Source organism: Bathymodiolus japonicus methanotrophic gill symbiont, assembly GCF_019721995.1.
Lineage (GTDB): Bacteria > Pseudomonadota > Gammaproteobacteria > Methylococcales > Methylomonadaceae > Methyloprofundus.
In genome coordinates this window covers 210,316-236,159 of the sequence record NZ_BLYC01000001.1, presented here as the reverse complement: position 1 = coordinate 236,159, position 25,844 = coordinate 210,316, and the positions used below count along the sequence as shown (strand labels likewise).

General features: G+C 41.4%; 32 protein-coding genes and 2 pseudogenes. 6 read left to right on the top strand and 28 right to left on the bottom strand.

From position 1 onward, the window contains the following. The first annotated feature begins 144 nt into the window (after positions 1 to 144). Positions 145 to 1,611 carry a NarK family nitrate/nitrite MFS transporter gene (locus K6984_RS01485; RefSeq protein ID WP_221893853.1) on the top strand — a complete coding sequence of 489 codons (1,467 nt, stop codon included), beginning with the start codon at positions 145 to 147 and terminating at the stop codon, positions 1,609 to 1,611. 180 nt (positions 1,612 to 1,791) lie between these two features. Continuing rightward, positions 1,792 to 3,516: a bifunctional protein-serine/threonine kinase/phosphatase gene (locus tag K6984_RS01480; RefSeq protein WP_221893852.1), complete on the top strand. Its 1,725-nt coding sequence runs from the start codon at positions 1,792 to 1,794 to the stop codon at positions 3,514 to 3,516. 344 nt (positions 3,517 to 3,860) lie between these two features. On the opposite strand, the gene K6984_RS01475 is transcribed toward K6984_RS01480, so the two are convergent. Further along, entirely contained in the window at positions 3,861 to 5,159 is a 1,299-nt protein-coding gene (locus tag K6984_RS01475; RefSeq protein ID WP_221893851.1) for a transposase, read from the bottom strand. Positions 5,160 to 5,493: 334 nt separating this feature from the next. Beyond that, positions 5,494 to 5,760: a hypothetical protein gene (locus tag K6984_RS01470; protein ID WP_221893850.1), complete on the bottom strand. Its 267-nt coding sequence runs from the start codon at positions 5,758 to 5,760 to the stop codon at positions 5,494 to 5,496. Positions 5,761 to 5,872: 112 nt separating this feature from the next. Here K6984_RS01470 and K6984_RS01465 point away from each other — a divergent pair, with 112 nt between their 5' ends. Continuing rightward, positions 5,873 to 7,039, top strand: coding sequence for an IS3 family transposase (locus K6984_RS01465; RefSeq protein WP_087870166.1), 1,167 nt, complete (start codon positions 5,873 to 5,875; stop codon positions 7,037 to 7,039). A gap of 49 nt (positions 7,040 to 7,088) precedes the next feature. Here K6984_RS01465 and K6984_RS01460 read toward each other — a convergent pair whose 3' ends face one another. Both K6984_RS01460 and K6984_RS01455 read right to left on the bottom strand, forming a co-directional pair. Next, positions 7,089 to 8,264 (bottom strand): transposase, encoded by a 1,176-nt coding sequence (locus tag K6984_RS01460; RefSeq protein ID WP_221893849.1) that lies wholly within the window; start codon positions 8,262 to 8,264, stop codon positions 7,089 to 7,091. 309 nt (positions 8,265 to 8,573) lie between these two features. Continuing rightward, positions 8,574 to 9,611, bottom strand: a complete 1,038-nt coding sequence (locus K6984_RS01455) for a transposase (RefSeq protein WP_263458634.1) — start codon at positions 9,609 to 9,611, stop codon at positions 8,574 to 8,576. Positions 9,612 to 9,687: 76 nt separating this feature from the next. On the opposite strand from K6984_RS01455, the gene K6984_RS01450 reads away from it, so the two are divergent. Then, positions 9,688 to 9,948: a hypothetical protein gene (locus tag K6984_RS01450; RefSeq protein ID WP_221893847.1), complete on the top strand. Its 261-nt coding sequence runs from the start codon at positions 9,688 to 9,690 to the stop codon at positions 9,946 to 9,948. 297 nt (positions 9,949 to 10,245) lie between these two features. On the opposite strand, the gene K6984_RS01445 is transcribed toward K6984_RS01450, so the two are convergent. From K6984_RS01445 to ybgC, 13 genes are all read right to left on the bottom strand, one after another. Continuing rightward, entirely contained in the window at positions 10,246 to 10,554 is a 309-nt protein-coding gene (locus tag K6984_RS01445; RefSeq protein WP_221893846.1) for a PIN domain-containing protein, read from the bottom strand. 412 nt (positions 10,555 to 10,966) lie between these two features. Then, complete coding sequence (locus tag K6984_RS01440; RefSeq protein ID WP_230987803.1) at positions 10,967 to 11,947, bottom strand: FAD-binding oxidoreductase; 981 nt, start codon at positions 11,945 to 11,947, stop codon at positions 10,967 to 10,969. A 26-nt stretch (positions 11,948 to 11,973) separates the two neighbouring features. Continuing rightward, positions 11,974 to 12,861, bottom strand: coding sequence for a 23S rRNA pseudouridine(2605) synthase RluB (gene rluB, locus K6984_RS01435; protein WP_230987838.1), 888 nt, complete (start codon positions 12,859 to 12,861; stop codon positions 11,974 to 11,976). A gap of 210 nt (positions 12,862 to 13,071) precedes the next feature. Next, complete coding sequence (locus K6984_RS35915; protein WP_420831637.1) at positions 13,072 to 13,506, bottom strand: YbaY family lipoprotein; 435 nt, start codon at positions 13,504 to 13,506, stop codon at positions 13,072 to 13,074. Between the two features lie 87 nt (positions 13,507 to 13,593). Next, positions 13,594 to 14,241, bottom strand: a complete 648-nt coding sequence (gene queE / locus K6984_RS01425; RefSeq protein WP_221893844.1) for a 7-carboxy-7-deazaguanine synthase QueE — start codon at positions 14,239 to 14,241, stop codon at positions 13,594 to 13,596. An 80-nt stretch (positions 14,242 to 14,321) separates the two neighbouring features. After that, positions 14,322 to 15,314, bottom strand: a complete 993-nt coding sequence (locus K6984_RS01420; protein WP_221893843.1) for an IS30 family transposase — start codon at positions 15,312 to 15,314, stop codon at positions 14,322 to 14,324. A gap of 381 nt (positions 15,315 to 15,695) precedes the next feature. Then, a complete protein-coding gene (gene ybgF, locus K6984_RS01415) occupies positions 15,696 to 16,508 on the bottom strand; it encodes a tol-pal system protein YbgF (RefSeq protein ID WP_221893842.1) in 813 nt (270 codons plus the stop codon). Further along, complete coding sequence (locus tag K6984_RS01410; protein WP_221893841.1) at positions 16,508 to 17,065, bottom strand: OmpA family protein; 558 nt, start codon at positions 17,063 to 17,065, stop codon at positions 16,508 to 16,510. The genes ybgF and K6984_RS01410 overlap by 1 nt, the downstream gene beginning before the upstream one ends. 112 nt (positions 17,066 to 17,177) lie before the next feature. After that, a complete protein-coding gene (gene tolB / locus K6984_RS01405; protein ID WP_420831626.1) occupies positions 17,178 to 18,485 on the bottom strand; it encodes a Tol-Pal system beta propeller repeat protein TolB in 1,308 nt (435 codons plus the stop codon). 53 nt (positions 18,486 to 18,538) lie between these two features. Beyond that, on the bottom strand, positions 18,539 to 19,468 hold the full coding sequence (gene tolA, locus K6984_RS01400; protein ID WP_221893840.1) for a cell envelope integrity protein TolA: 930 nt from the start codon (positions 19,466 to 19,468) through the stop codon (positions 18,539 to 18,541). Positions 19,469 to 19,487: 19 nt separating this feature from the next. After that, positions 19,488 to 19,916: a protein TolR gene (gene tolR / locus K6984_RS01395; RefSeq protein WP_221893839.1), complete on the bottom strand. Its 429-nt coding sequence runs from the start codon at positions 19,914 to 19,916 to the stop codon at positions 19,488 to 19,490. Between the two features lie 236 nt (positions 19,917 to 20,152). Then, positions 20,153 to 20,827 (bottom strand): protein TolQ, encoded by a 675-nt coding sequence (gene tolQ, locus K6984_RS01390; RefSeq protein ID WP_221893838.1) that lies wholly within the window; start codon positions 20,825 to 20,827, stop codon positions 20,153 to 20,155. Continuing rightward, the gene (gene ybgC, locus K6984_RS01385; protein ID WP_221893837.1) at positions 20,820 to 21,224 is read right to left on the bottom strand and encodes a tol-pal system-associated acyl-CoA thioesterase; all 405 of its coding nucleotides are present in this window, start codon (positions 21,222 to 21,224) and stop codon (positions 20,820 to 20,822) included. Before ybgC ends, tolQ begins: the two co-directional genes overlap by 8 nt. A 788-nt stretch (positions 21,225 to 22,012) precedes the next feature. Between ybgC and K6984_RS01380 the strand changes: the two genes are divergently transcribed. After that, the gene (locus K6984_RS01380) at positions 22,013 to 22,237 is read left to right on the top strand and encodes a hypothetical protein (protein WP_221893836.1); all 225 of its coding nucleotides are present in this window, start codon (positions 22,013 to 22,015) and stop codon (positions 22,235 to 22,237) included. On the opposite strand, the pseudogene K6984_RS01375 reads toward K6984_RS01380, so the two are convergent. Together K6984_RS01375 and K6984_RS01370 are read right to left on the bottom strand one after the other, a co-directional pair. After that, positions 22,205 to 22,642, bottom strand: a pseudogene (locus K6984_RS01375) (transposase); the annotation flags it as partial. The gene K6984_RS01380 and the pseudogene K6984_RS01375 sit on opposite strands and share 33 nt — an antisense overlap. 1 nt (position 22,643) lies before the next feature. Beyond that, complete coding sequence (locus K6984_RS01370; RefSeq protein WP_221893834.1) at positions 22,644 to 22,787, bottom strand: hypothetical protein; 144 nt, start codon at positions 22,785 to 22,787, stop codon at positions 22,644 to 22,646. A gap of 12 nt (positions 22,788 to 22,799) precedes the next feature. Here K6984_RS01370 and K6984_RS01365 point away from each other — a divergent pair, with 12 nt between their 5' ends. After that, complete coding sequence (locus K6984_RS01365) at positions 22,800 to 22,949, top strand: hypothetical protein (RefSeq protein WP_221893833.1); 150 nt, start codon at positions 22,800 to 22,802, stop codon at positions 22,947 to 22,949. Positions 22,950 to 22,991: 42 nt separating this feature from the next. Here K6984_RS01365 and K6984_RS32170 read toward each other — a convergent pair whose 3' ends face one another. From K6984_RS32170 to K6984_RS01345, 9 genes and pseudogenes are all read right to left on the bottom strand, one after another. Beyond that, positions 22,992 to 23,117, bottom strand: coding sequence for a hypothetical protein (locus K6984_RS32170; protein WP_263458616.1), 126 nt, complete (start codon positions 23,115 to 23,117; stop codon positions 22,992 to 22,994). Between the two features lie 27 nt (positions 23,118 to 23,144). Then, a complete protein-coding gene (locus K6984_RS32165) occupies positions 23,145 to 23,273 on the bottom strand; it encodes a hypothetical protein (RefSeq protein ID WP_263458596.1) in 129 nt (42 codons plus the stop codon). A gap of 17 nt (positions 23,274 to 23,290) precedes the next feature. After that, positions 23,291 to 23,620 (bottom strand): annotated as a pseudogene (locus K6984_RS01360) (IS3 family transposase); the annotation flags it as partial. A gap of 50 nt (positions 23,621 to 23,670) precedes the next feature. Next, positions 23,671 to 24,045 carry a hypothetical protein gene (locus tag K6984_RS30410; RefSeq protein ID WP_230987802.1) on the bottom strand — a complete coding sequence of 125 codons (375 nt, stop codon included), beginning with the start codon at positions 24,043 to 24,045 and terminating at the stop codon, positions 23,671 to 23,673. Further along, complete coding sequence (locus K6984_RS30405; protein WP_221896973.1) at positions 24,026 to 24,388, bottom strand: hypothetical protein; 363 nt, start codon at positions 24,386 to 24,388, stop codon at positions 24,026 to 24,028. Before K6984_RS30405 ends, K6984_RS30410 begins: the two co-directional genes overlap by 20 nt. After that, positions 24,349 to 24,657, bottom strand: coding sequence for a hypothetical protein (locus K6984_RS30400; protein WP_230987801.1), 309 nt, complete (start codon positions 24,655 to 24,657; stop codon positions 24,349 to 24,351). The genes K6984_RS30405 and K6984_RS30400 overlap by 40 nt, the downstream gene beginning before the upstream one ends. A gap of 5 nt (positions 24,658 to 24,662) precedes the next feature. Continuing rightward, a complete protein-coding gene (locus K6984_RS30395; protein ID WP_230987800.1) occupies positions 24,663 to 24,965 on the bottom strand; it encodes a hypothetical protein in 303 nt (100 codons plus the stop codon). A gap of 285 nt (positions 24,966 to 25,250) precedes the next feature. Further along, positions 25,251 to 25,547 (bottom strand): LapA family protein, encoded by a 297-nt coding sequence (locus K6984_RS01350; protein ID WP_221894156.1) that lies wholly within the window; start codon positions 25,545 to 25,547, stop codon positions 25,251 to 25,253. A 141-nt stretch (positions 25,548 to 25,688) separates the two neighbouring features. Continuing rightward, entirely contained in the window at positions 25,689 to 25,832 is a 144-nt protein-coding gene (locus K6984_RS01345) for a hypothetical protein (RefSeq protein ID WP_221893831.1), read from the bottom strand. Between the last annotated feature and the right edge of the window lie 12 nt (positions 25,833 to 25,844).

Here is a 25,844-nt window from a genome sequence, read left to right as displayed (position 1 = left end):
GCAATCATTTAACGCATTGAAACAACAGTGTCTACCCGAAGCGGCAGTAGCAAGCAAAACCAATAACTATCAGTATCTTAACTTTTGGCATCATTCCTGCTTGTTACCGTGTATCAGTAATTATTTATTTAAAGAGATTGATTTATGTCTGCACAAAAATTGAAGTTATTATCGTTTAGTGGTAATACTCGCATCCTGCATCTAAGCTGGATGGCATTTTTTATTAGCTTTTTAGTCTGGTTTAACCATGCGCCATTACTTATTTCAATTCAAAACACACTGGGTCTTACTGACCAGCAAATTAAAACACTGTTGATCCTCAATGTGGCTTTGACCATCCCTGCTCGAATACTTGTCGGCATGCTGGTTGATAAATATGGACCCAGAATTACCTTTCCTTTGTTATTAACTGTTTCAAGTTTTATCTGTTTCTTTTTTGCCATGGCAGATAGCTTTGAGCAATTAGCCGTCGCACGATTTATGCTAGGTTTTGTCGGCGCAGGATTTGTTATTGGCGTGCGTATGATTTCAGAGTGGTATCCTGCAAAACAGGTAGGATTGGCAACCGGTATTTATGGCGGCCTAGGTAATTTTGGTGCTGCCGGTGCATCTATCAGCTTGCCCGCAATTGCATTATTATTTGGCGGTGAAGATGGCTGGCGATATGCAGTCGCCCTAACGGGGGTAATTGCCTTTGTATATGCCTTTATTTATTATTTTAGTGTATCTGATACACCTAAAGGTTCTACCTATTTTAAGCCTAAAAAATCAGGTGGACTGGAAGTCACAAGTATCGGTGATCTTATTTTCTATTTAATAATGAATATCCCTATGTTTGCAGCCCTGGCTGTATTGACATGGAAGTTATCCCCCAGTGGTGTTAACCTGCTTACTGAAACGACTGTGCTAATTATTTATGTCGGCTTGATCCTATTATATTTTTATCAGGCTTATCATATATACCAGGTAAACAAAGATATTTTTATTAAACCGGTGCCAGAAATTCATCGTTATAAATTCAAGCAGGTTGCGGTACTCGACTTAGCCTATATGGTCGCTTTTGGATCTGAACTGGCCGTGGTCTCTATGTTGCCATTATTCTTTAGCAATACCTTTGGTATTAGTGCTGTCGAGGCAGGTCTACTGGCATCCAGTTTTGCCTTTATGAACCTGGTATCGCGTCCAGCCGGCGGACTATTAAGCGATCGTTTAGGCCGCAAAATGGCACTTAGTTTTTGTATTGTCGGCTTATCTGTAGGCTATTTTGTGATGAGTCAAATTACCTCTGAATGGCCCATTGCTTTTGCTGTACTAACATCCATGGGCTGTGCCTTTTTTGTAAATGCAGGTTGCGGCGCAGTCTTCGCTGTCGTACCCTTGATTCAACGACGCTTAACCGGACAAATTGCCGGTATGGCTGGAGCCTACGGTAATATAGGAGCATTGATCTTTTTGACTATATTATCCCTAGTCACCACCCAAACATTCTTTTTAGTCATTGCTTCAACTGCGGTGGTGATTTTAATTAGCGTACAGTTTATGGATGAACCTAAAGGTCAAATGGCTGAAATTCTGCCAGATGGCACAGTGCAAATGATTGATGTAAACTAAATCTATATTCATCAAATTTAGCTTCTTATACCGAGCTTGTTGAACTATGGAAATTAATACCTCTCTTTTTAACAGGCACGGCTACAGCCTAATTTTTATATCAATTCCTGTGGTTTCAGCTAAAAACAGGACAATAACAGGGCAATTACTGAGTTCAGTTATATTTTCTGGGGATGGACAATGACTGCTAAATTAAAAATTAATGTTGGTTATTGTTCAGGTAAAGGCATTAAAGATGAAAATCAGGATTACCTGGGCCACTTTATTCCTAAGAATATTGCTCTGTTAACAGGAAAAGGCGCAGCATTCGCGTTAGCTGATGGTGTTAGTAGCAGCAGTGAGGCGAAACAGGCAAGTCAATGTTGTATCAAGGGGTTTTTAGATGATTATTTCAGTACACCTGATTCATGGTCAGTCAAAAAATCTGGCGGCAAAGTACTAACCGCGCTTAATAACTGGTTATATAGTCAAAGTAATCAGTATCATGATATTTCCCGCGGGCTAGCAACTACCTTCTGCGGCCTGGTGATAAAATCTACGACAGCTCATTTATTTCATGTCGGCGATTCCCGTATTTATCTGTTTCGAGATAATGGGCTGGAACAGTTAACCACCGACCATCGGATTCATATGCCTGGTCAGCAGGAATATCTCGGTCGAGCGATGGGCATTGATTATCGTCTGGATATTGATTACAAGTCCTTAGCGGTCGAACTAGGCGATGTGTTTTTTATTGCAACAGATGGGATTCATGATTACCTGTCAGATAAGCATATTAGCAATACCATCAAATCCGGACAACAAGACCTCACTACTTTATGTGAGAAATTAGTGGCTCAGGCACTTGAAAATGGCAGTATTGATAATCTCAGCTGTCTAGCTGTAGAAATAATAGAATTACCCGCTCAAGATATTGAAGAGGTTTATTCGCAACTTACCGAACTGCCATTTCCTCCCGAATTATACGAGGGCGTTATCATAGATGGCTATCGTATCACTAGAGAATTACACGCAAGTTCTACCAGCCAGCTTTATCTAGCCATAGATACAGATACCCAGGAAAAAGTCGTACTCAAAACACCTTCGGTCAATTTTGAAGATGATCCGGCTTATTTAGAGCGCTTTCAAATGGAAGAATGGATTGGACGACGCATTAACAGCCCTCATGTTATTCGTACCATTGAGCAAACACGGCCACGGCGATTTCTTTATTATGTAATGGAATATATAGAAGGCAAAACACTGGATCAATGGATCACAGATCAAGACAAACCTGATCTTACGCTTATTAGAAATATTGTTTCACAAGCAGTATCTGGCATTAGGGCTTTTCATCGCTTAGATATGCTGCATCAGGATCTCAAGCCCGGTAATATTATGATTACCGCAGAAGGTCTGGTAAAAATAGTTGATTTTGGCTCAACTAAAATTGCAGGAATGGCCGATGTAGCAACGCCGATTGAACGTAAAGCATTATTGGGCACAAAGCATTACACCGCACCTGAATATCTTATTAATGGATCAGGCACAACACAATCTGACCTGTTTTCTCTGGGGTGCATAACTTATGAAATGATAACCGGACATTTACCCTATGGAGATAGACTTGCCCATGCGTCAGATAAAGCGTCACTGCGCCGCTTGAAATACATTCCTATCCATCGTTATGTCAGTAATATTCCATACTGGATTGATACAGCAATTAAAAAAGCAGTGCATATCGACCCTGCAAGTCGATATGCAAAAATGTCAGAACTGGAAAACGCTTTAAGAAAACCCAATCCTGAGTTTCTTAAAGAAGATCAATTACCATTGATAGAGCGCTATCCAACCGGGTTCTGGAAAGCAATGTCGGCCCTGTTATTGCTAACAAATATCATATCGCTATATTATTTTACTCACTAGTCCTGCTTCATGTATCCTTAATACTCGATGTTCAAGTTTTTCCATCCCATTGCCATCAAACTCTTACCTTCACCCAGCAGAACAATACTTTAATGATGCTGTTGGCCCTAACCCATCTTCGTCACTTTCATCTTTCTAAGCCATTGATTCATCGGTTTAAGCGATTTTTTGTCGAAAAATTCTCTTTAAAATCAATGGTGTTTTTTTTGAAAGTTTTGTAGTGCCATTTATATTATTTTTGTCGATAAATTCATTGACTTTTGTCAAAAAAATCATCATTATTTGAGTGTAATTTACATGCGACAAAAATACTCTAAAAAATCCAACGTTTTATACAAAAACCATCAGTGTTCCCCTATCAATTGATGCCGTGAGACTAACCTCGCCACAAGAGAGCTCATAAAGCACTGTAAAGACATTCCTGTTATTATTGCGTTTTGAACTGCCCGAATGGTATACGAGCTGATACGAGATATTCTTGCCTGGAAAAATAATGGATTCACAAAACGATCTCGTTTTTGAGCCTGTTGCTGCCTTATCTCCAGAGCCTCGCTATATTTTTTATCCGATGGATGAATCAATTCTGGCTGTTGTGTTTTTGAACTCTCTTCAAACACGCGCATTAAATTATAGCTCATTGCAGTCAGGCGCATTTGATTTTCAAGTGAGCGGGTATTGGAAGACCAAGCTTTAGTTTCCTTGAAATTACTTTTAGTGTTATTGAATGTCTTTTCAATCGTCCATCGCTTGAAATACAGCATGGCAATGGTTCCAGGGTTAATAGTCATTGGCAAGGTTGTCACAAACCGGTGAAGTTTTCCGGTTTCTGGATCACGGTAATCCACCACGTTAAATTTGATGCCCTTGTTTTCGTACACACTGTATGCTTCAACCCCTGTATTGATCTCATGGCGGGAGTCAAAAGGGATAGACTCAACCAGAGTCGCAATTGAATTTTCTTTTAGCATTGAAATCATGTAATTAGCATGTCGTTTCTGCCGATCCCACCAGACAAAGTCGGTGACGGCTTTATCGTAGACATAGAGATGTTTCTGAGAGCTGTTATTTCCCTTGTTTTGCTTTTCAATATGATCTCGTAACACAGGTATTTCTTGATGCCTCTGAGTTCCGTTTGTCACCAGACAAAGAAATCTGAGCAACCCACTTCTGAGATTCAACGCGTAAATCCCCCCAGCCGCATAAACTTTCCCCTTGCTGTTTTTTTCAGTATGGCAGGCATGATCAATAAAATGTCCATCCGCTGCTTCTATGGTGTATTCGTCAAGTTCCGGGAATGCTTTAAGATAATCAATGCCTTGCGACAGCAGTGTTTCAGCGTGAAGATGATAGCTCTGCTGTTCAAATGCCTCAAGCATACTTGTTCGTCTATGCGACTTCAGTGATTTAAAATACGTTGAGTGGGGAAGCAGCTGGCCATAAATCTGTTCATTGGTTTGGAGGAAATGGCGACCACTATCGACTACACTGATACAGCGTAATAACCCAAGGCGAATAAAGTCGATATCCTTCAACTCTGGGCATGAACGAGCCCACAAAGGATGACGCTCTGCTAACAGGGAACGTTCCATACTTTCATTGCAGTGTTGGTGAATATGTTCAGAGAGTGGTAGGTCTTTAAGCATGGGTGATATCCGTTTATGAGGTGATTAAAACGGAAATTTTTAGAAAAATTTTTTCGGCAATTGCAAGCTTTATTTGCTATTTAGTCTCAGGTAAAACGTTTACCACTACCGTCACTTTCATCTTTCTAAGCCATTGATTCATCGGTTTAAGCGATTTTTTGTCGAAAAATTCTCTTTAAAATCAATGGTGTTTTTTTTGAAAGTTTTGTAGTGCCATTTATATTATTTTTGTCGATAAATTCATTGACTTTTGTCAAAAAAATCATCATTATTTGAGTGTAATTTACATGCGACAAAAATACTCTAAAAAATCCAACGTTTTATACAAAAACCATCAGTGTTCCCCTATCAATTGATGCCGTGAGACTAACCTCGCCACAAGAGAGCTCATAAAGCACTGTAAAGACATTCCTGTTATTATTGCGTTTTGAACTGCCCGAATGGTATACGAGCTGATACGAGATATTCTTGCCTGGAAAAATAATGGATTCACAAAACGATCTCGTTTTTGAGCTGTTGCTGCATATCTCAAAAGAGTCGCACATTTTTTATCCGATGGATGAATCAATTCTGGCTGTTGTGTTTTGAAACATCTCTTCAAAATACGCGCATAAATGTATAGCTGCATTATAATCCCCCAGCAAATCCAGACAAGAAATCAAAGCAATCTTATTCCAAATTAGTTACTATTTGTAAAAAATTGGAGTATTAAAATGAGCAGAAAAAGAACGGTCTACAGTGCTGAATTTAAAAGCAAGTTGGTATTAGAAGTTTTAAAGAATGAAAAAACACTGCAAGAAATTGCCAGTGCAAATAACATCACACCTAAGAACCTACAAAACTGGAAAAAAATATTCTTAGACAATGCAGAAATAGCAATGGAGCCCTCCAAAGCCGTTAAAGATTACAAAGAGGATCTATTAGCAGCTCAAGAACAAAATGAGATGCTCACAAAAATCGTAGGAAAAATGACGGTTGAAAAGGAGTGGCTCGAAAAAAAGCTAAAAAGCTTGGACTCATCTGATAGAAAACAGTTGATTGAGCCCAAGCTTAACACTCTACCTCTAACACAGCAGTGTGCATTATTAGGATTAAATAGAAGCAATCTCTATTACAAAAAAAGAGAGAATAAAAAGAAAGAAGAGATCAAAACTCAGATTAATCACATTTTTAAAGACATCCCTATTTATGGTGCGGCTAAAGTACACCAGCAGTTGCTTGAAGGTGGTTTTAAAGTCAGTTTAAACACGGTGGCGAGTTATCGGCAGCAGATGGGCTTGAAAGCCGTATTAGCGGTAAAACAAGTCAATACAACGATCCCCATAAAAGAACATAAAAAATATACTTATAAGCTTAGAGATCTTGATATATCACACGCTAACCAAGTTTGGAGTACAGATATAACCTATATTAAAACCAAAGAAGGGATGGTTTATTTAGCGGCGATTATTGATTGGCACTCAAAAGCAGTGCTCGCCCATAAAATATCAAACACAATGGATTCTTTTTTAGTTATGGATGTATTAGATGAAGCGCTTTCTCTCTACGGAACACCTGAAATTTTTAATACGGATCAAGGCAGTCAATACACCAGTGAAATTCATACCCAACGACTAAAAAACAAAGGCATTACTATTTCTATGGATGGAAAAGGACGAGCAACGGATAATATTTGTATTGAACGGTTTTGGCGAAGTGCAAAATGTGAGCGTATTTATTTAAATGAATATGGTTCAATTAGAGCGTTAATAGAAGATGTTGATGACTATATTGAGTTTTATAATCATCAACGGTTTCATGAAACCCTGGACTATAAAAAACCAATGAATGTATATAGAGAAAGTATTTTAGCTAATGAACAGCAGAATGAAGCGGCTTAGGAATATGGAATAAGGATTGTTGAAAAATCTGTCTTGACTCTTTGGGGTGCTATAATATTCTTGCCTGGAAAAATAATGGATTCACAAAACGATCTCGTTTTTGAGCCTGTTGCTGCCTTATCTCCAGAGCCTCGCTATATTTTTTATCCGATGGATGAATCAATTCTGGCTGTTGTGTTTTTGAACTCTCTTCAAACACGCGCATTAAATTATAGCTCATTGCAGTCAGGCGCATTTGATTTTCAAGTGAGCGGGTATTGGAAGACCAAGCTTTAGTTTCCTTGAAATTACTTTTAGTGTTATTGAATGTCTTTTCAATCGTCCATCGCTTGAAATACAGCATGGCAATGGTTCCAGGGTTAATAGTCATTGGCAAGGTTGTCACAAACCGGTGAAGTTTTCCGGTTTCTGGATCACGGTAATCCACCACGTTAAATTTGATGCCCTTGTTTTCGTACACACTGTATGCTTCAACCCCTGTATTGATCTCATGGCGGGAGTCAAAAGGGATAGACTCAACCAGAGTCGCAATTGAATTTTCTTTTAGCATTGAAATCATGTAATTAGCATGTCGTTTCTGCCGATCCCACCAGACAAAGTCGGTGACGGCTTTATCGTAGACATAGAGATGTTTCTGAGAGCTGTTATTTCCCTTGTTTTGCTTTTCAATATGATCTCGTAACACAGGTATTTCTTGATGCCTCTGAGTTCCGTTTGTCACCAGACAAAGAAATCTGAGCAACCCACTTCTGAGATTCAACGCGTAAATCCCCCCAGCCGCATAAACTTTCCCCTTGCTGTTTTTTTCAGTATGGCAGGCATGATCAATAAAATGTCCATCCGCTGCTTCTATGGTGTATTCGTCAAGTTCCGGGAATGCTTTAAGATAATCAATGCCTTGCGACAGCAGTGTTTCAGCGTGAAGATGATAGCTCTGCTGTTCAAATGCCTCAAGCATACTTGTTCGTCTATGCGACTTCAGTGATTTAAAATACGTTGAGTGGGGAAGCAGCTGGCCATAAATCTGTTCATTGGTTTGGAGGAAATGGCGACCACTATCGACTACACTGATACAGCGTAATAACCCAAGGCGAATAAAGTCGATATCCTTCAACTCTGGGCATGAACGAGCCCACAAAGGATGACGCTCTGCTAACAGGGAACGTTCCATACTTTCATTGCAGTGTTGGTGAATATGTTCAGAGAGTGGTAGGTCTTTAAGCATGGGTGATATCCGTTTATGAGGTGATTAAAACGGAAATTTTTAGAAAAATTTTTTCGGCAATTGCAAGCTTTATTTGAAATTATTTGTTGTTTTTTTACGGTGCCTACAGAGTGTCTATTTTCTGTTATAAGTGATTAAAATCAAAAAGATGGAAATATTCGAGTGGTGCTACCTTCAGGTAGGTTATAGGCTGCTTTGTTTAGGTACTTCTTCTTTCAATGGGAACACTGATGACAAAAACACAAAATCTGTAGTGCCAACTGGCTACTTTTTAAAATTTCAACCAATTGATTTATAACAACTACATCATCAATAGTGACGAAGATGGGCTAAGCGCCCTAAATCTCTGCCAATCATATGTTTTCCTGATGGCATCAGTTGAAACACATCCTTTATTAATTCACCTAACTCTTTCAGCTTATCACCAGGATCTGGAAACTCTAGCAATGACGTGATGAACTCAAGCAGTACATCCATTTGAGACTTGCGCTGTAAGCTTCCTACGGTATACGCAGGTAGTTTTCTTTCAATGCGGGCTATTTGCTCTGGGTGAAGGAGAAGGCAATGGTCAAACAAAAGACTCAGAATCAGGCCACGGCTTGATCCCTCTTCATCTAATTGTTTGGCCTCACGTCCCCATCCTTCATAAAGCTTCCAGTCCTCAAAGAAAACCTCAATCAGCCATCTCAACGTATAGGCTTGAATAATATCTTGTGTGCGCCAAGTCAGGTCTGTCGCCACTAAATAGCGATAGTCGTTTTCACCGTCATATTTTAAGGCAATGACAAAGCGTTTTTTACTGTGAGAACTCACCTTTAATCGTGCACTGCTGACAGTCACTTTAATCTCTTTGCCGCCACGTACACGTATTATCTGATCAATGCCTTTGTTAATCGAATTAAAGTAGCTCTCGACTGACCTTATTCTACCTCTATATTCAATTTTTTGGTTTTTACGTAATTGGCTAATCACCTGCGAGCCTCCAGATTCTTTAGCGGCTTCGTCCATAAAGGCTTTTTCACCATACAGCGCATCAGCCAGTACGCCTTTAATTTTAATCAGGCTATGCGCAACTTTAAACTCTTTTAATAAGCCTAATGCAATCTCTGTTTTGGTCGGGTAGGCACTGTCACGTTCAGGCTTAATAGGCCGATCTTTTTTTGCTATACCGCTCTTTTTCAACCGTTTATCTTCTTTATCCCACTGCTTTAAGGCTGGATCCGGCATATAAAAGAAAAAACCGACAGGCACTGTAATGGATGAGGTAACTAGCAGCAATAATACTATCGTTTGTCCATTAACATACCCGCCGGAGCCTTTGTGTTTCTGCTTGTAAACCTTATAAATACGTTTTCAGGCGCGCCATGCTACCTCACGAAATTCCGGGACTCCTGTCGCCATAATTCGTTCACCTACGCAGCGGATGGGAGATGCCCTGAACGCCCTGCGTCCGCAACGACTACGCACAAAAGACGCTTCGTCATTACTACCTCACTGGCTGGACGGCTATTCGGAATGCAATTCTTGCTCCTCTCGCGTGCTACTAGCACACGTCGAATCAGCGAATTGCCCTGTCGCCTATCAGGGACTAAAAATCACCACTTCGCTAAGCTCCGTTTCCATGATTTTCAGCGATAGTCTTTTCATTCGTTTCAAATGCTATTGCCTAAGGGGAATTAAGTAGGGGTTTGCTATAAACATGACAAAACCACCTAAAATAAACCTCGATACACCAGCATTGTGTATTTCAGCTACTCAATAATTGGGAAACTTCAGTTTCTAAATTAAGGCGCTTTTTTTCTTAACGACATTGCCTTTAGACTTAACTCTTTGAGGCTTATATCTTCATCAATTTTTTGATGCCATTTTGTGTAATCAAATGGTTCTCTTTGAATAAGAGCAATAAACCGCTCCATTTCAACATCGCCTAAATATGTTGCCAGAATTTGAACTCCTTTAGACTTTATTTCTGTGTCAGTAATTATATTATGACCTCTTTAATGAAACCAATTGGATCTACGATTTTGATATTTTGAATAGCCATTGCATGCTTGATTATTCCATCATCAGTTGTTAAAAAATAATCTGCATTAGCCCAGGTAGCACAAGCTAAATGCAATGAATCTATTTTTTTAATACTATGTTTCATATTCGTTGCCGCAATATTAAGAATTTCATCATTTTCTACAATATCTTCGCCAGCATATTCTCGCCACTTTATAATTTGCTCGCGTCTTTCTCGAAATGGATTTTGGCTATTTTCATAATCTAGTATGTACGACCAAACCAACTCAAATATACCCAGTCGAATATTTTCCTGTATATTTAGTTTCGCCTCTGACTCTAATACTGCTTACTTAAGCATTAATATATTAACAAACAATAGCTTGCATATGTAGGCTGGGTTAGCTTATCAAGCAAAACGCGATAACGTAACCCAGCGTTTCCCTATAAATCAACGTATTGCTGGGTTACGTTTTTTCGCTACGCTAAAAAAACCTAATCCAGCCTACAGTCTACCTCATTGAAATTTAAGAAATAGTCTCTTAAGTATGCACTATTAGCCTCTGACTCTAATAAAACCCTACGTTGTGACTGATCATCAAATGGCCTATTAAAGCAACAGTTATCTAAATAAATTCTCATTCTAAAATTTCAATGACTTTGACCTATTGATTTTATATTTACGGAATATATCTCAACTACCCCGCCACAACGAACGCATCAGTATAAATATCCCCCATTGACACTCCTTTCATAAATGCTTCCATTTTCATCGAACTGACCATCTCCGGGTGGCCACACAGGAATACACGCCAGCCCTGCCATTCATCCATCTGCGTTAGTGCCACTTGATCTGCGCGTCCGGAAATATATCCTTCGAGTACCGGTTCACTAGAGACACAGGGGAAATATGAAAAATTCTCATATTGCTGGGAAAATTCACGTAGCTCGTCTATGCGATATAAATCTTCAACCGTTCTGGATCCGTGAAATAACATGACTGGGCCAGTATGTCCCTGCTTTAATGCATCTTCTAGAATTCCTGCCAGCGGAGCAAGACCTGTGCCTGTGCCTATTAATAATAAACCCTGATCGGCACGCTCAGGAACATAAAAACAGTGCCCCTGTGGCTCTGACACTGCAATATGATCCCCAACTTTGATTTCATCATGTAGCCACTCGCTAAACTGACCATCGGGTAAGCGGCGTATATGGAATTCTAAAATACCGTCTTGCTGCGGAACATTAGCGATGGAATAACTGCGAATCAAGCCATCATCGCGCTGTAAATTAACAAACTGTCCAGCATAATATTCCTGCATATCCTGACATTGCACTTTCAATAACAAGGTATTGTGGTTTAACATTTCATTCACTACCACTTTACCCTGGCTAAAAATTTCCGATTGTTCCGGTAATTTAATTTGCATATCCAGTTTGGGATAGCACAGACAGGCAAGAAAATAGTTTTGTCGTTTCTGGGTATCTTTCAAGCCCTTTTGTGCTGTTTCGGGGGGCGCACTATCGATGCTACGCGAAAGACAACTATGGCAGGTGCCTTTTTTGCATGCATAGGCAATATCAACGCCTTCTCTTATCAGCGCATCTAATACCGACTCATCCGGATCACAGATATAGCTGTCTTCTCCCAGCGTTAGTTTGGTCATTTTAGTATCCATTTATCTATTTGTTGCTTTGCTCTAGCTTATTTGCGCGGTCGCCTATTTTTGTCAAAGCGCGGTTTTTTAACTGAGCTATTTCGCTCAGCAGGTCGTCTGTCCGAACGGGCTCCAGGTTTAGCAAATGTTTTGGATTTTGCTTTAGCTTGTGTCTGCGATCTTGATTTAGTGCCATGCTCAAATCTTTCACGCGGCAAATCCACAAATGTTAATAAATCATCCAGTTCTTTCGTCGTTAATTCATGCGTTTGTCTGGCACTTAAGCCATCCGGCAAAAATATCGGGCCATAGCGCACTCGCATCAAGCGGCTAACCTGAAATTCCAGTGCTTCCCATAAGCGGCGCACCAGACGGTTTCGCCCTTCCTTGACGGTCACGTGATACCAACGGTTAGCACCTTCACCACCATTAAACTGAATATCATCGAATTTCGCCACCCCATCTTCTAGTTGCACACCTTTTTTTAATTGCGCAAGATTATCGTCACTTACTTCACCTAAAATGCGTACAGCATATTCACGGTCAATTTCCGATGAGGGGTGCATTAAACGGTTCGCCAGTTCACCATTATTGGTAAGTAATAATAAGCCCTGGGTATTGATATCCAGGCGCCCCACTGCAATCCATCGCCCAGTCTGTAGTTTAGGCAGTTTTTTAAAGACTACCGGGCGGTCTTCCGTGGCATTGCGAGTCACTACTTCGCCGGTAGGCTTATGATAAATCAGCACGCGGGTCGGTTGTACTCTAAATTTTTCCCACTTTAGTGGACGCCCCTTTAAAATTAAATTATCACCCGCTTTAAGGCGATCGCCTAGGCTAACCGGCTGCCCATTCAGTGTTAACAAACCTTCTGTTATCCAGCGTTCAACTTCCCTGCGTGAACCGACTCCGCCACGAGCCAGTACTTTCTGAATGCGCTCACCCGCAAGTTTATTATCACTCGTTTGAGTCGATACTGTTTGCGTCGAGGTATCTGCAGATTCCTTATCTTTCGCATAAGGTTTGATATTAATAACCGGGGCTTGTGTTTTCACGTGATTTTCTGTTTAAAGGGCAATTGTATGATTTTAGATAGTTTTCAAGTAAAAAGACACACTATCCAGGAATTTAATTTAGATATTTCGCTAGGAACAGCCCCTGCCTAATACACGGTCGCCTGAACTGTTAACACAGGAATATACTAGGTATTGCTGACTACTGCGGGGGTATCTTTTCACCTTTATCATGCGCACATTAGGCTCTGCCGAGCTCTCTGCACTTAGAACCGGATGTATGGTGTCGCTGGTAAATAGCAATTGCCCATCAACAGTAATTTTAGCTCTTATATTATAACGGTGACCTGGCTTGAGAGCTTCGGTGTCATAAGCAATTATATAGGCAAATGGTGGCGAGCCCGCGGGGTCAAGACTAACACTACCTAGGACCACCGACGCAACATCCATCAAGGAAACATCTTCCAGCGTTGCAGTAAACACTGCATTTGGCGGTAGTGCAATACGTTCACAATAATAAGCTGTGCCCGTAAGTGTTGCCGGCTCTGCAAGCAAGTTGTTAGACATTATGCTAATTAGTATGACCGTCAGCACGGTAGATAATTTGTACATAATATTTTCTTTATCCTAAACTAATCCTGTATAAAACTGCATTTACTTTCCCGCCACATCGCCCCAGAGGAATTTATGCAACTGCACCTGAAAGCGTACCGGTAATTGATCTGCTAAAATCCATTCTGCAAGTTCTGTTGGATCTTGCTGTCCCATAGAGGGTGAAAATAAAACTTCACATTTTTGCGCTAACTGATATTCTGCCATTTTCGCTTTAGACCATGCGTAATCATCTGCATCACATAATACAAATTTTATCTGATCCTGAGTATTCAGGTATTGCAAATTAGTGTATAGATTACGATGCTCTTCATCCGATGCGGGTGTTTTCAGGTCCATTACTTTAACGATACGCGCATCGACTGTTGATACATCTATTGCACCACTGGTTTCCAGCGAAACCTGATAGCCTTTATCGGCTAACTGCCCAAGCAATTCCATGCAGCCTGGCTGTGCCAATGGCTCACCTCCGGTTACTGTAATATATCGGGTTTTGTATTGTGCAACTTGCTCAATAATACTGGCAATACTTTGCATAACCCCACCCGAAAAAGCATAGCTAGTATCACAATACTGGCAACGCAAAGGACAACCGGTTAAGCGTATAAAAACAGTGGGCAGTCCAACAGTTCTGGACTCTCCCTGTAGTGAATAAAAAATTTCACTAATGCGTAAATCACTATTTTTCACTTATACTTCACCCTGTTGCTTTGATGGATAGAGCTACTCTTATGTTTTTGATTTAACATTGATATTTTTCTTTCCTGAATTCAAGTCATAAGTACATAACCCAATAAATTTTTCATATCTATCCCAGTCAGCTCTTCAAATACCTCATAAGGTGTTTTGTAATTGAGACACTTTTTAGGGCGACTATTTAGCTTATCAACGGCTATAAAAACCTCTTTTATCGTAACATCAATCAACTCCATTACTTTAGGGAAATACTGTCTTAATAAGCCATTAGCGTTCTCATTTTGCCCTCTTTCCCAAGAGCTGTAGGGAGTCGCAAAATACGTATCACAGCCTAGTGCTTCTGCTATTTTTTCATGCAGGGTAAACTCTTTCCCGTTATCAAAAGTAATTGTTTTAACAAAGCTTTTTATAGGATCAAGCATTAAAATAGTTGCGTCTAATACATATTGAGCCTTTTTCCCCGCTAAAGGGAAGGCCAACCGTAATTTAGAGACTCGCTCATCCAACGTTACAATCGCCCCTTTGTGATTTTTCCCAATGATTGTATCTGCCTCCCAACCACCTATACGCTTACGGTTGTTGACCTCTTCAGGACGCTCATCTATATCGACTCTATTAGGGATTCCTGTCCTATTATGGGCTGACCCATACCGCTTGCGATAGGTTTTGTTCTGATGCCGAAGGTGCTTGTATAGTTCACCCCCTGCCTTTTTGTCCGCCAGAATATGCTGGTAGATTGTTTCATGATGAAGACTAATTATACCTTCTTGTTTTAACCGCCCTGCAATCTGCTCAGGACTCCAGTCATCCTCAATGCGAACATTAACAATGCCTTTTATTTCATCCGTTAATTTAACCTCTTTAGGCTTGTTTTTGTGTCGTTCTTGGGCAAAATCTTCTGCTTGTTTATGCCTGTAGCCTCTTTGACCTGTATTGCGTTTAATCTCGCGTGAAATATTGCTTTGGCTTCGTTCTAAGGCTTCTGCTATTTTATTCTGTGAAGTTCCCTTTTTTAATTCAATTTCTATATAATATCTTTCTTCAGGACATAGGTGTGTATAGCTCATTTGTAGCCTCTGTAAGTTGTTTGGTAGCTGTTTACTTTACACCTATGTCTTGTCTTAATTCAACAGGTGTTAGTCTAGCCAATACTTGCAGAGGGTTATGCACTTATTATACGAATTCAGGTTTATTCATTTTTCCAACTCAGTACTGTACTACACTTACTGGCCTATATTCTATAATCTGAAGTTTCCCAATAATTATTTATGGTAAAATTGAAACTATGCTACAACTATATGAAAAAATAGTCTTTTCATTCGTTTCAAATGCTATTGCCTAAGGGGAATTAAGTAGGGGTTTGCTATAAACATGGCAAAACCACCTAAAATAAACCTCGATACACCAGCATTGTGTATTTCAGCTACTCAATAATTGGGAAACTTCAGCTATAATTCCTTAGCTGCCATATGCGCTGCGGTGCTATCTGGGTACTGAGTACTAATTTTCTGATACAATTTCCGCGCTTTAGCCGCATCTTTTTCTTCACTGTAAATATCCGCTAACTTTAGCATCGCCATCGCCGCCTTTTCGCTTTTGTGAAACTGCGTATAAACAGCTTGAAAGTTTTTCTTCGCTGCAGGGAGATCGTTCACTACTTTATAAACCGAGCCTAGCCAGAAATGGGCATTATCACTATATACACCATCAGGGTAGTCCTGCAAAAACTGCTCAAGCTGCTTAATGGCCTGCTGATAGTGGCTATTTTTCACACTGGCAAACGCCGTATCAAATTCTTCTTTTTCTTCTGCCCTGGATTTGGGCTTTACTTTTTTTACCCGCTTAGGCTTAGCCTGGGCCGGCTGAGCTGCTGCTAATACCGGAGCCCCTGTATAAGCCGGTTGTACTGGCGCACTTACTGGCTTTGGCACGACAACAGCCGTACTCGCAGAAATCCCAGCTGCACTCTCTAACTTTTGTAGACGCGCATGCATATCTGCATATATATTTTGCTCGCGCTGCTTTAAGCGATTTATCTCATGACTCTGTTCTTCGAGCATCCCGCGTAACTGCTGTATATCAGATTGCAATGACTCTACCCGGCCCAGCATTTCCAGCATCGGCTGATTAGCAGAAGTCCTGGTCGAGTATGCAGAGCCATTGGCATAAGTAGAGTTGTTAATGATGGGCGGCAATTCTCTGGACTCTGCATAAGTCCCACTGCAAACAGCTAAAGCAAGAAATAGACTTAACTTATTCATTATTTATATACCACTTCTACCCGGCGATTAAGCGCGAAATCATCATTATGCCCCATCGCAACCGGCTTTTCTTCACCGTAGCTTACAATATCAATCTGGTTGCTCATTACACCGATTAATTGCAGCATTTTAAATACTGATTTTGCACGCTGCTCGGCAAGTGCGATATTGTACTCACGAGTGCCTCGTTCATCTGAGTGCCCCTCTAGCGTAATACGTTGATTCGGATGATTCATAAGATACTGCCCGTGCGCTTCTATCACCGGGATAAACTCATTCAATACCTGGCTGCTATCATATCCAAAATAAATTGTCCGCCTGGATAACGGACTGGATGGATCAGAAAACTCGGGGCTCAACATCAGTGCTTCAGCAGCACTCAAATTTTTATCCAGATTGAGTTCTGTTACCTTGCTACCATCTGCATTATAAGCATAACTCTCGCTGACAGCGCTACCATCTTCCAGACCTGAGCCATCTTTTACAGCATCTTTACTACAGCCTGATAATAAAAGTGACATGATAAAAATGCTGATTATCGATATATAAATTTTCATTTGCTAACCCTTTGTGAATACTGATTAATGTACTGAATGATGTAATAACGTTTGTTAGAAATCTTATGTGCTACACAGCTAAATTATAAAAGCTAAGCAACAATTTAAGTGGCTATTTAGCTGGCGCCCATGCCGGTTCACGGACTTTGCCAGTCGCGTGTTGCAAATCAAGCTTAGTCTGTCCATCAAGACTCACAGTTGATAAAACTTCATTATCACCCTTTCGGCGCGCATATATTATAGCCTGACCATTAGGCGCAAAACTTGGAGATTCATCCAGCGGGCCATCTGTCAACACGGTATTTGCACCGCTCACTAGATCTAAAACTGCTATTCGGTAATTACCCTGTGTACCCTGTACCATAACAATTGACTTGCCATCAGCTGAAAATGCCCCACGCGCATTATAGTTGCCATCGAAGGTTAGCCGTTTTGCTCTGCCTTGTCCATTACTGGGCATCATATATATTTGCGGCCGCCTTCCACGATCCGAGGTAAAGAGTATTTGCCTACCGTCAGGAGACCAGTCTGCTTCCGTATCTATCGCCCGGGAGTGAGTTAATTTGCTTAATGACAAGTCTGCCAGAGTTAGGATATAAATATCTGAATTCCCGTCTTTAGATAAAGTAACGGCTAATCGCTTGCCATCTGGCGACCAGGCGGGGGAACCATTAATCCCTTTATATTTAGCGACACTTTTGCTCTCACCCGTATTCAGGGTCTGCACAAAAATTTCAGAGACTTTATTTTCAAAAGAAACATAGGCGATTTTTTGCCCATCAGGTGACCATGCAGGTGACATGATCGGCTCTTTTGACTGGGCAATAGAGGTCGGGTTTGCACCATCATAATCTGCTACCTGTAATTTATACAACGGCTTGTTGTTAGCATCGAACAGACTGGTCACATACGCAATACGCGTGGTAAAAACTCCTGGAATTCCAGTGATTCTCTGAGAAATTGCATCACTTAAATGATGCGCTGCCATCACTAAAGAGGCCGCATCAACAGTAATGCGTAAGCCTTTTAGCTGCTCTTTTTTATACACATCAAACAGACTCATCTGTAGATGGTAGAGATTATTATCCTTTGTGACAGAACCTATCACCAGATAGTCCTGCCCTATCGCTGCCCAGTTACGAAATTTAACTTGCGCTGGCTGCGTAGGGTGCGTCAGCATTGCTGTTCTTGCCAGTACATTAAAATAGCCACAGCTGGCTAAATCCTGCGCAATTATTTCTGCAACATCGCTTGCTAATTGCTCTCCCTGTGGAGCAGCAAAGGGCACAACTGCAATTTCATAAGCACTTTGTACACCCTCGGTAATTTCTATAGTTAATTCAGCTTGCACAACATGACTGTAGATCAGGCTCGTTATGGATATTAATAACACCGCTATTTTTTTGCTTAATTTAATCACGTTTCCTCAATATGTAATGTAAATACCTGAAGTGCCGATATCAACTAGGATCACTATTTATCTGGAGAAAATTCCAGATTAAAGCTGCGAAACCTGTTAAAGACATTCGAGTCTTTCGGCACAGGTAATGGTGATGCCTTGCGAACTGCACGTACAGCAGAATCATCAAATAATGGATTACCACTACTGTCGACGATAACTACTGACATCACATCGCCACTGGCAATCAGCCCTATCCTGATCTTGCATTTCAGATTTTTGGGTACGGAACCTGGTCGATTCCAGCTTTGGGTTATTTTACGCTTTATCAGCGCCGTTGCATCTGCCGATGCTTTTGCTGCAATTCGGGCATTTTCTGCACGTATTTTATTTTGCTCTACCTGCCTGGCAGCTTCCAGACGTAATTTCTCTGCCAGCGCTTTTTGTCTTTTTTCAGTAGCGATTTTCTTCTGCTTTTCCGCTTCCCTACGTGCCGCGTCCTGCTTTGCCTTTGCCTGTTTGCGTTTTACTTCAGCAATACGAGCGGCTTCGGCCTTACGTTTTTTTTCTTCGGCACGTTTTTTTTCCTCTGCCTGACGCTGTTTTTTAATTTGCTGTTGTTTTTTCTTTTCTAAAGCCAGTTTTTGCTTAAGTGCCTGCAATTTTTTCTGCTCTTCCTGTGCCTGTTTTTTTGCTGCCTTTTCTACTTGCAGACGCTGCTGTTTTAATTGCTGCAATTGCCGCTGTTCTTGCGCTAATTTTTGCTTATATTCCTGTTGCTGCTTTTGTTGCTGACGCTTTTTGCGTTCTTGCTGCTGTTTTAATTGTTGTGCTTTCGCGGTGACCACACTCTCATCTAAAATAGTGGCCTCGATAATGACCGGCTGCTTTTTTTGCTTGATAGCAACCGGATCATCCGTAGGAATACTCAACACAAACAAAGCAATAATACTTAAATGCAGTGTTAATGCCAGTAGAAATGCAAGAAAATATTTACTGATCACTGTTTTTTTAAACTATTGTTTAGAAATTTTCAGTCATTAAGCCGACATTCGGCACGCCCGCGTTTTTCAAGGCTGCCATTACTGTCACAACTTTGCCATATTGCACCTCTTTATCGCCACGAATATAGAATTGCGTTGTCGGCTTATTTTTACGTACCGCCCGGGTTAATATCAATACTTCTTCAGCGCTGACAGGCTCAGGCTCATCATCTTCACCATTACCCAGATCTATAAAAAACTGTCCGATTTTTGTAATAGTAATAATCACCGGGCTAGGCAAATCTTCCAGACTAATATCTTTCGCATCTGCCTGCGGTAAGTCTACGTCTACCCCTGACTGGATCAACGGCGCAGTAATCATAAAAATAATTAATAGCACTAGCGTCACGTCAATATACGGCACGACATTAATTTCAGCCATCGGTTTTCTTCGTTTATGCTTTGCCATTACCCTAGAAGCTGTAGTTGAGCACAGAGTTTGTAGAAAATCTGTGCATGAAAGTCAAATAACAGCTCGCAGGCAATGGCCGTAGCCCTTGGCAAGAGCTGTAACGCCGTTCTTCGTGCGCAGATTTATTCACAAAGCTGTGAAGCGGGGGATACTCACTCAATAAGTGACAAGTTTTTACGATCATTATAAAATTGCCTACAATATTTTATAGCGGTCAATTGCGGTTTCCAGGATTATGCATGCGCCTGCCGTTGTAACAAGACAACAAACTCATCTAAAAATAATTCATAACGTCCCGATAGCCGCTCAATACGCGTGGAAAAACTATTATAGGCAATTACCGCTGGAATCGCTGCAAATAAGCCTATTGCCGTTGCTACCAGTGCTTCAGCAATACCTGGAGCAACTTGTGCCAGAGTCGCCTGCTTGGCAGTCGATAGTGAGCGAAACGAATTCATAATGCCCCAGACCGTACCAAATAACCCGACATAAGGACTAGTTGATCCGACTGTCGCTAAAAATGGTAAACTTTCATCCAGTTTATCCAGTTCTCGTACAAGTTCAATACGCATGGCTCGCTGAGCATTATCTACTTTTTCAGTAGCCGATGCGCTCGTAATTTTATGCATACGCGAAAATTCCTTATAGCCGGCAACAAATATTTTCTCCAACCCTTCTGCCTGAACACCCTGTGCAGTCAATTGTGCATATAAGTGGCTTAAATCTCCACCCGACCAGAATTGAGTTTCAAACTCTGTAGTCACTGCTAGCGCACGTTTTAGCTCTTTACGCTTAGCGATAATAAAAGTCCAGGACATCACCGAAGCACATAATAAAATAAGCATCACCAGTTGCACGACGACACTGGCCTGGGTAATTAAGTAAAAAATAGATAAATCGTTACTCATAACTTAGTGCCTGCTTAAGTGCGTCAGGAATTAACTTGGGGCGCAAATTATCTGAATCCAGGCAAGCTATACGAATAGTCGCGGTATTTAATAATTCATCATTACGGATAATTGTCTGCTCAAAGCTTAAGCTGGCACTTTTGACCCGACTTAAACTGGCAGTCACATTGAGCATTTCATTAAACCGGGCAGGCTTTAAATAATCCAGCTGTACTGAACGCACGACAAATATCACCGCCTGATCGTTAATTAACTTATCTTTCTCAAATCCCATGGCACGTAACATTTCGGTCCGGGCACGTTCGTAAAACTTCAGATAATTGGCATAGAAAACCACGCCACCTGCATCCGTATCTTCATAATAGACACGTACAGGCCAGTGAAAAATATTGCTCATATTAGGTATTTTAAACTCGTAGGCTACACTCTAGCCAGTAACAACGTCCCGATTAAGGCCCTGAAAAATCAGCAGTAAATGAATCTGCTCTATAAATCAGACTTAGCTCAGGCACACATTTTAATTCTACTTGAAGCATACCCAGGCAGATATTGATCTTGCTATACTTCGCGCGGTCACGGATGCGGAATTTATAGTGCACTGATTTTTGTCGAGGGCAAGGCGCTAAAACAGGCGCATAGCCGACTACGCAACTGCTTTAGAAACGCCACTATCGGCAAAAACTCAATCGTTAAAAATCCGCAGTCGTGACCGCGCGAAGTATAATTACTCGCTATAACAATGCTATTATAATGATAAAACATGTGACTAATGAAGCAAGGAATAAATTTCCACCCTGCATAATTTATATCATGTACAAAATAAACGCATAAAGTCACTGTAACTAGCTATGCCATATCTTAAATCACATGCACAAAACGATCCATAAGCCATTACACCTTGAAACCGCAGTTGAGCACAGACTTTGTGGAAAATCTGTGCATGAAGGCGCAGCTCGCAAGCAATAGCCTTAGCCTTAGCCCTTAGCAAGAGCTGTAACGCAGGGTTTGGTGCGCAGATTTATTCACAAAACTGTTCAGCGGAAGACACTCACCCAACAGGTGACACGTTTTTACGATCATTATTTTTAATATTCAGCGGCTTACACTGCTATATAGCACTCAACTGCGGTTTCTAGGTTAAACGATAGAATATTTTCGCATCTTTCCCGCACACACTGAAATACCATGAAACAGCAACTACCTCCCAATGTTATTGATATCGAAGCCTCTGGGTTTGGCGTGACAAGTTACCCCATAGAAATTGGTATCGTCTTAAGTTCAGGTAAAAAGTATTGCAGTCTGATACAGCAAGCTCCTGGCTGGACGTACTGGAGTGTAGAAGCCGGTGTTTTTCAAGATAGTTTTCGCCTAAATTATTTAAGCCGCTTCATCAGTCCTGTCAGGATTTAATGAAACTGGCCCTGTAGCATCCCAGTTTCTGGTTGAGCCAGACCATCTGGAAGGTTTTTCTTTTTTCTTCTGGAGATATAATTTATCTCGCATTTCAAGAATATTTTTGTCTTTTCCTTCATGTCGTTCCGCAGGTGTGACGAATTCTATTTTGCTGTGCCGGTGCTCGTTGTTATACCATTCGACAAAGTTACCTACCCATTCCCGGGCTTCATCAAGACTATCAAAGCCACTGCCAGGCCAGTCAGGACAATACTTTACCGTTCTAAACAAAGCTTCAGAATAAGGCTTGTCATTACTCACTCGTGGGCGGCTGTATGAGCTGGTTAAGTTTAAATCATACATTTTGCTGCGCAAGGTGAGTGATTTCATTGGTGCGCCATTATCAGAATGGAGCACCAATGGGTTATACATCATTCGCTGTCAGCCCCGGACGGGCTGATAGTCTCCAGAAGGCGCAGGGAAATTTGCCAATCCGAAGTGCGCGATAGCGCGCGAGGGAGGCTAAAATTTTATCCCGAATAGCCGTAGAGCCATTTGTGGTAGCCATGACTGAGCTGCTTTGTGCTCAGTCTGTGGCGGACGCAGGGCGGCTGGAGCATCTCCTATTCGCTGCGTAGGTGAACGAATTACGGCGACAGGAGTCCCGGAATTTCGTGAGGTAGCATGGCGCGCCTGTTTTCCTTTAATAGGCTACGCTCAAGTAGTGTAGCGGCATCTTCGCCACTTTCTTGTTCATACACTTCAGCCCCGACTATCGCCGAAAATCAGGGAAACGGAGCTTTAGCGAAGTGAAGATTTTTAGTCCGCGATAGCCGTAGGGCCGTTGTTTTGTCGGAGTCTGAGCGTTAGCGAAGGTGGAGACAAAATAAAAGGCCATCCGACACGGCGTCAAGTCATTTGGAGCCTATGTTCCGACCCCTTGTTGGGTCGGGACGAGGTGACGAGGACGAATCGGGGCCGCCGGAGGCATAAGTGGTCGCGTTAAGTTTTTGCTGCTTGCTTGGGCTGGGATGCCCAAAACAAGCTTTCGCAAAAATAGCGACTCCCCGATTTTCGGCTATAAATGTCCTCTATCATATATAAATAGTAGAACTGACCCACGATGGGTGTTGGCATGTAGCTGATATCCCACGTCCATACCTGGTTCGCTTTTTCTGCGATATAACTCGTTGGCTTGGAGGTGTTTTTGCGCTCTTTAGCCCGCCCTCTATGTGTGACTTGTTCTGCTTTATGCAACACTCGATAAAATGATGATTCGGAGGCAATGTAAATGCCTTTGTCTGCCAGGATAGGGACGATTTGACTCGGTGGTAAATTGGCATACTCGTCCTCATTACAGGTCATTAAAATAGCAAGTTGCTCATATTCGCTTAATTTATTATTACTCGATGTTCAAGTTTTTCCATCCCATTGCCATCAAACTCTTACCTTCACCCAGCAGAACAATACTTTAATGATGGTGTTGGCCCTAAGCGCCCTAAATCTCTGCCAATCATATGTTTTCCTGATGGCATCAGTTGAAACACATCCTTTATTAATTCACCTAACTCTTTCAGCTTATCACCAGGATCTGGAAACTCTAGCAATGACGTGATGAACTCAAGCAGTACATCCATTTGAGACTTGCGCTGTAAGCTTCCTATGGTATACGCAGGTAGTTTGCTTTCAATGCGGGCTATTTGCTCTGGGTGAAGGAGAAGACAATGGTCAAACAAAAGACTCAGAATCAGGCCACGGTTTGATCCCTCTTCATCTAATTGTTTGGCCTCACGCCCCCATCCTTCATTAAAGCTTCCAGTCCTCAAAGAAAACCTCAATCAGCCATCTCAACGTATAGGCTTGAATAATATCTTGTGTGCGCCAAGTCAGGTCTGTCGCCACTAAATAGCGATAGTCGTTTTCACCGTCATATTTTAAGGCAATGACAAAGCGTTTTTTACTGTGAGAACTCACCTTCAATCGTGCACTGCTGACAGTCACTTTAATCTCTTTGCCGCCACGTACACGTATTATCTGATCAATGCCTTTGTTAATCGAATTAAAGTAGCTCTCGACTGACCTTATTCTACCTCTATATTCAATATTTTGGTTTTTACGTAATTGGCTAATCACCTGCGAGCCTCCAGATTCTTTAGCGGCTTCGTCCATAAAGGCTTTTCACCATACAGCGCATCAGCCAGTACGCCTTTAATTTTAATCAGGCTATGCGCAACTTTAAACTCTTTTAATAAGCCTAATGCAATCTCTGTTTTGGTCGGGTAGGCACTGTCACGTTCAGGCTTAATAGGCCGATCTTTTTTTGCTATACCGCTCTTTTTCAACCGTTTATCTTCTTTATCCCACTGCTTTAAGGCTGGATCCGGCATATAAAAGAAAAAACCGACAGGCACTGTAATGGATGAGGTAACTAGCAGCAATCATACTATCGTTTGTCCATTAACATACCCGCCGGAGCCTTTGTGTTTCTGCTTGTAAACCTTATAAATACGTTTTGTAGACTTAGATCGTGCTCGGTCTGATTCATCAAAGGCCAACACACCTTCAGTAATGCATAACGTTTTAAAATTAAGACCACACTCACCCGTAGCAACCAGTCCCAGGGTATACTTGCTTTACGAAACACCCAGGATAATGCGGCTACCTTGCAATCTCCAAGGCTTGCTCGCTCAAACTTAGCCCAGCAAACAGAGTTCATTAGCAGTATGCCCGTTAAACAAGTGCCCAATCAAGCGGCTTGAATCCGTGTCAAAGCGGCTCCGGGTTTTAGCTGATTGAGCGAATCATTTAAATCGTCAATATAGCTTTGGATAAAGGTGGCTGGGGCATTCATTAACATGGGCTTACACCGATAAAATTACAACAACCTCAGAATACCTGATTTTACCTTCTCAATATCAAAAACTTGAACATCGAGTGATACCAACAATATCACAGGCTTTGCCCTTTCTGGCACCTTGTCCAATGGCTTCATTGATCCATGTGACATAATTTACGCGCTCTGAGTGAGGAATTAAGCGTCCTCGTTTTCCTCCCAGAGCGCATCCAGCTTTTTTCTAAGCACCAATAAGGCCACTGTTTCTGCAAGTGCTTTCTCTTTGCGATTAAGCTCTTTCTTTAATTTTTTGTTTTCACTACGTAATTGTTTTAATACGTTTCTATCTGTTTTTTCTTGCGTCACGTTTTGCTCTGATCCTTTAATAAAATCATCAGTGTTCCCATTGAAAGAAGAAGTACCTAAACAAAGCAGCCTATAACCTACCTGAAGGTAGCACCACTCGAATATTTCCATATTTTTGATTTTAATCACTTATAACAGCAAATAGACACTCTGTAGGCACCGTAAAAAAACAACAAATAATTTCAAATAAAGCTTGCAATTGCCGAAAAAATTTTCTAAAAATTTCCGTTTTAATCACCTCATAAACGGATATCACCCATGCTTAAAGACCTACCACTCTCTGAACATATTCACCAACCAGGCGCGCCATGCTACCTCACGAAATTCCGGGACTCCTGTCGCCGTAATTCGTTCACCTACGCAGCGAATAGGAGATGCTCCAGCCGCCCTGCGTCCGCCACAGACTGAGCACAAAGCAGCTCAGTC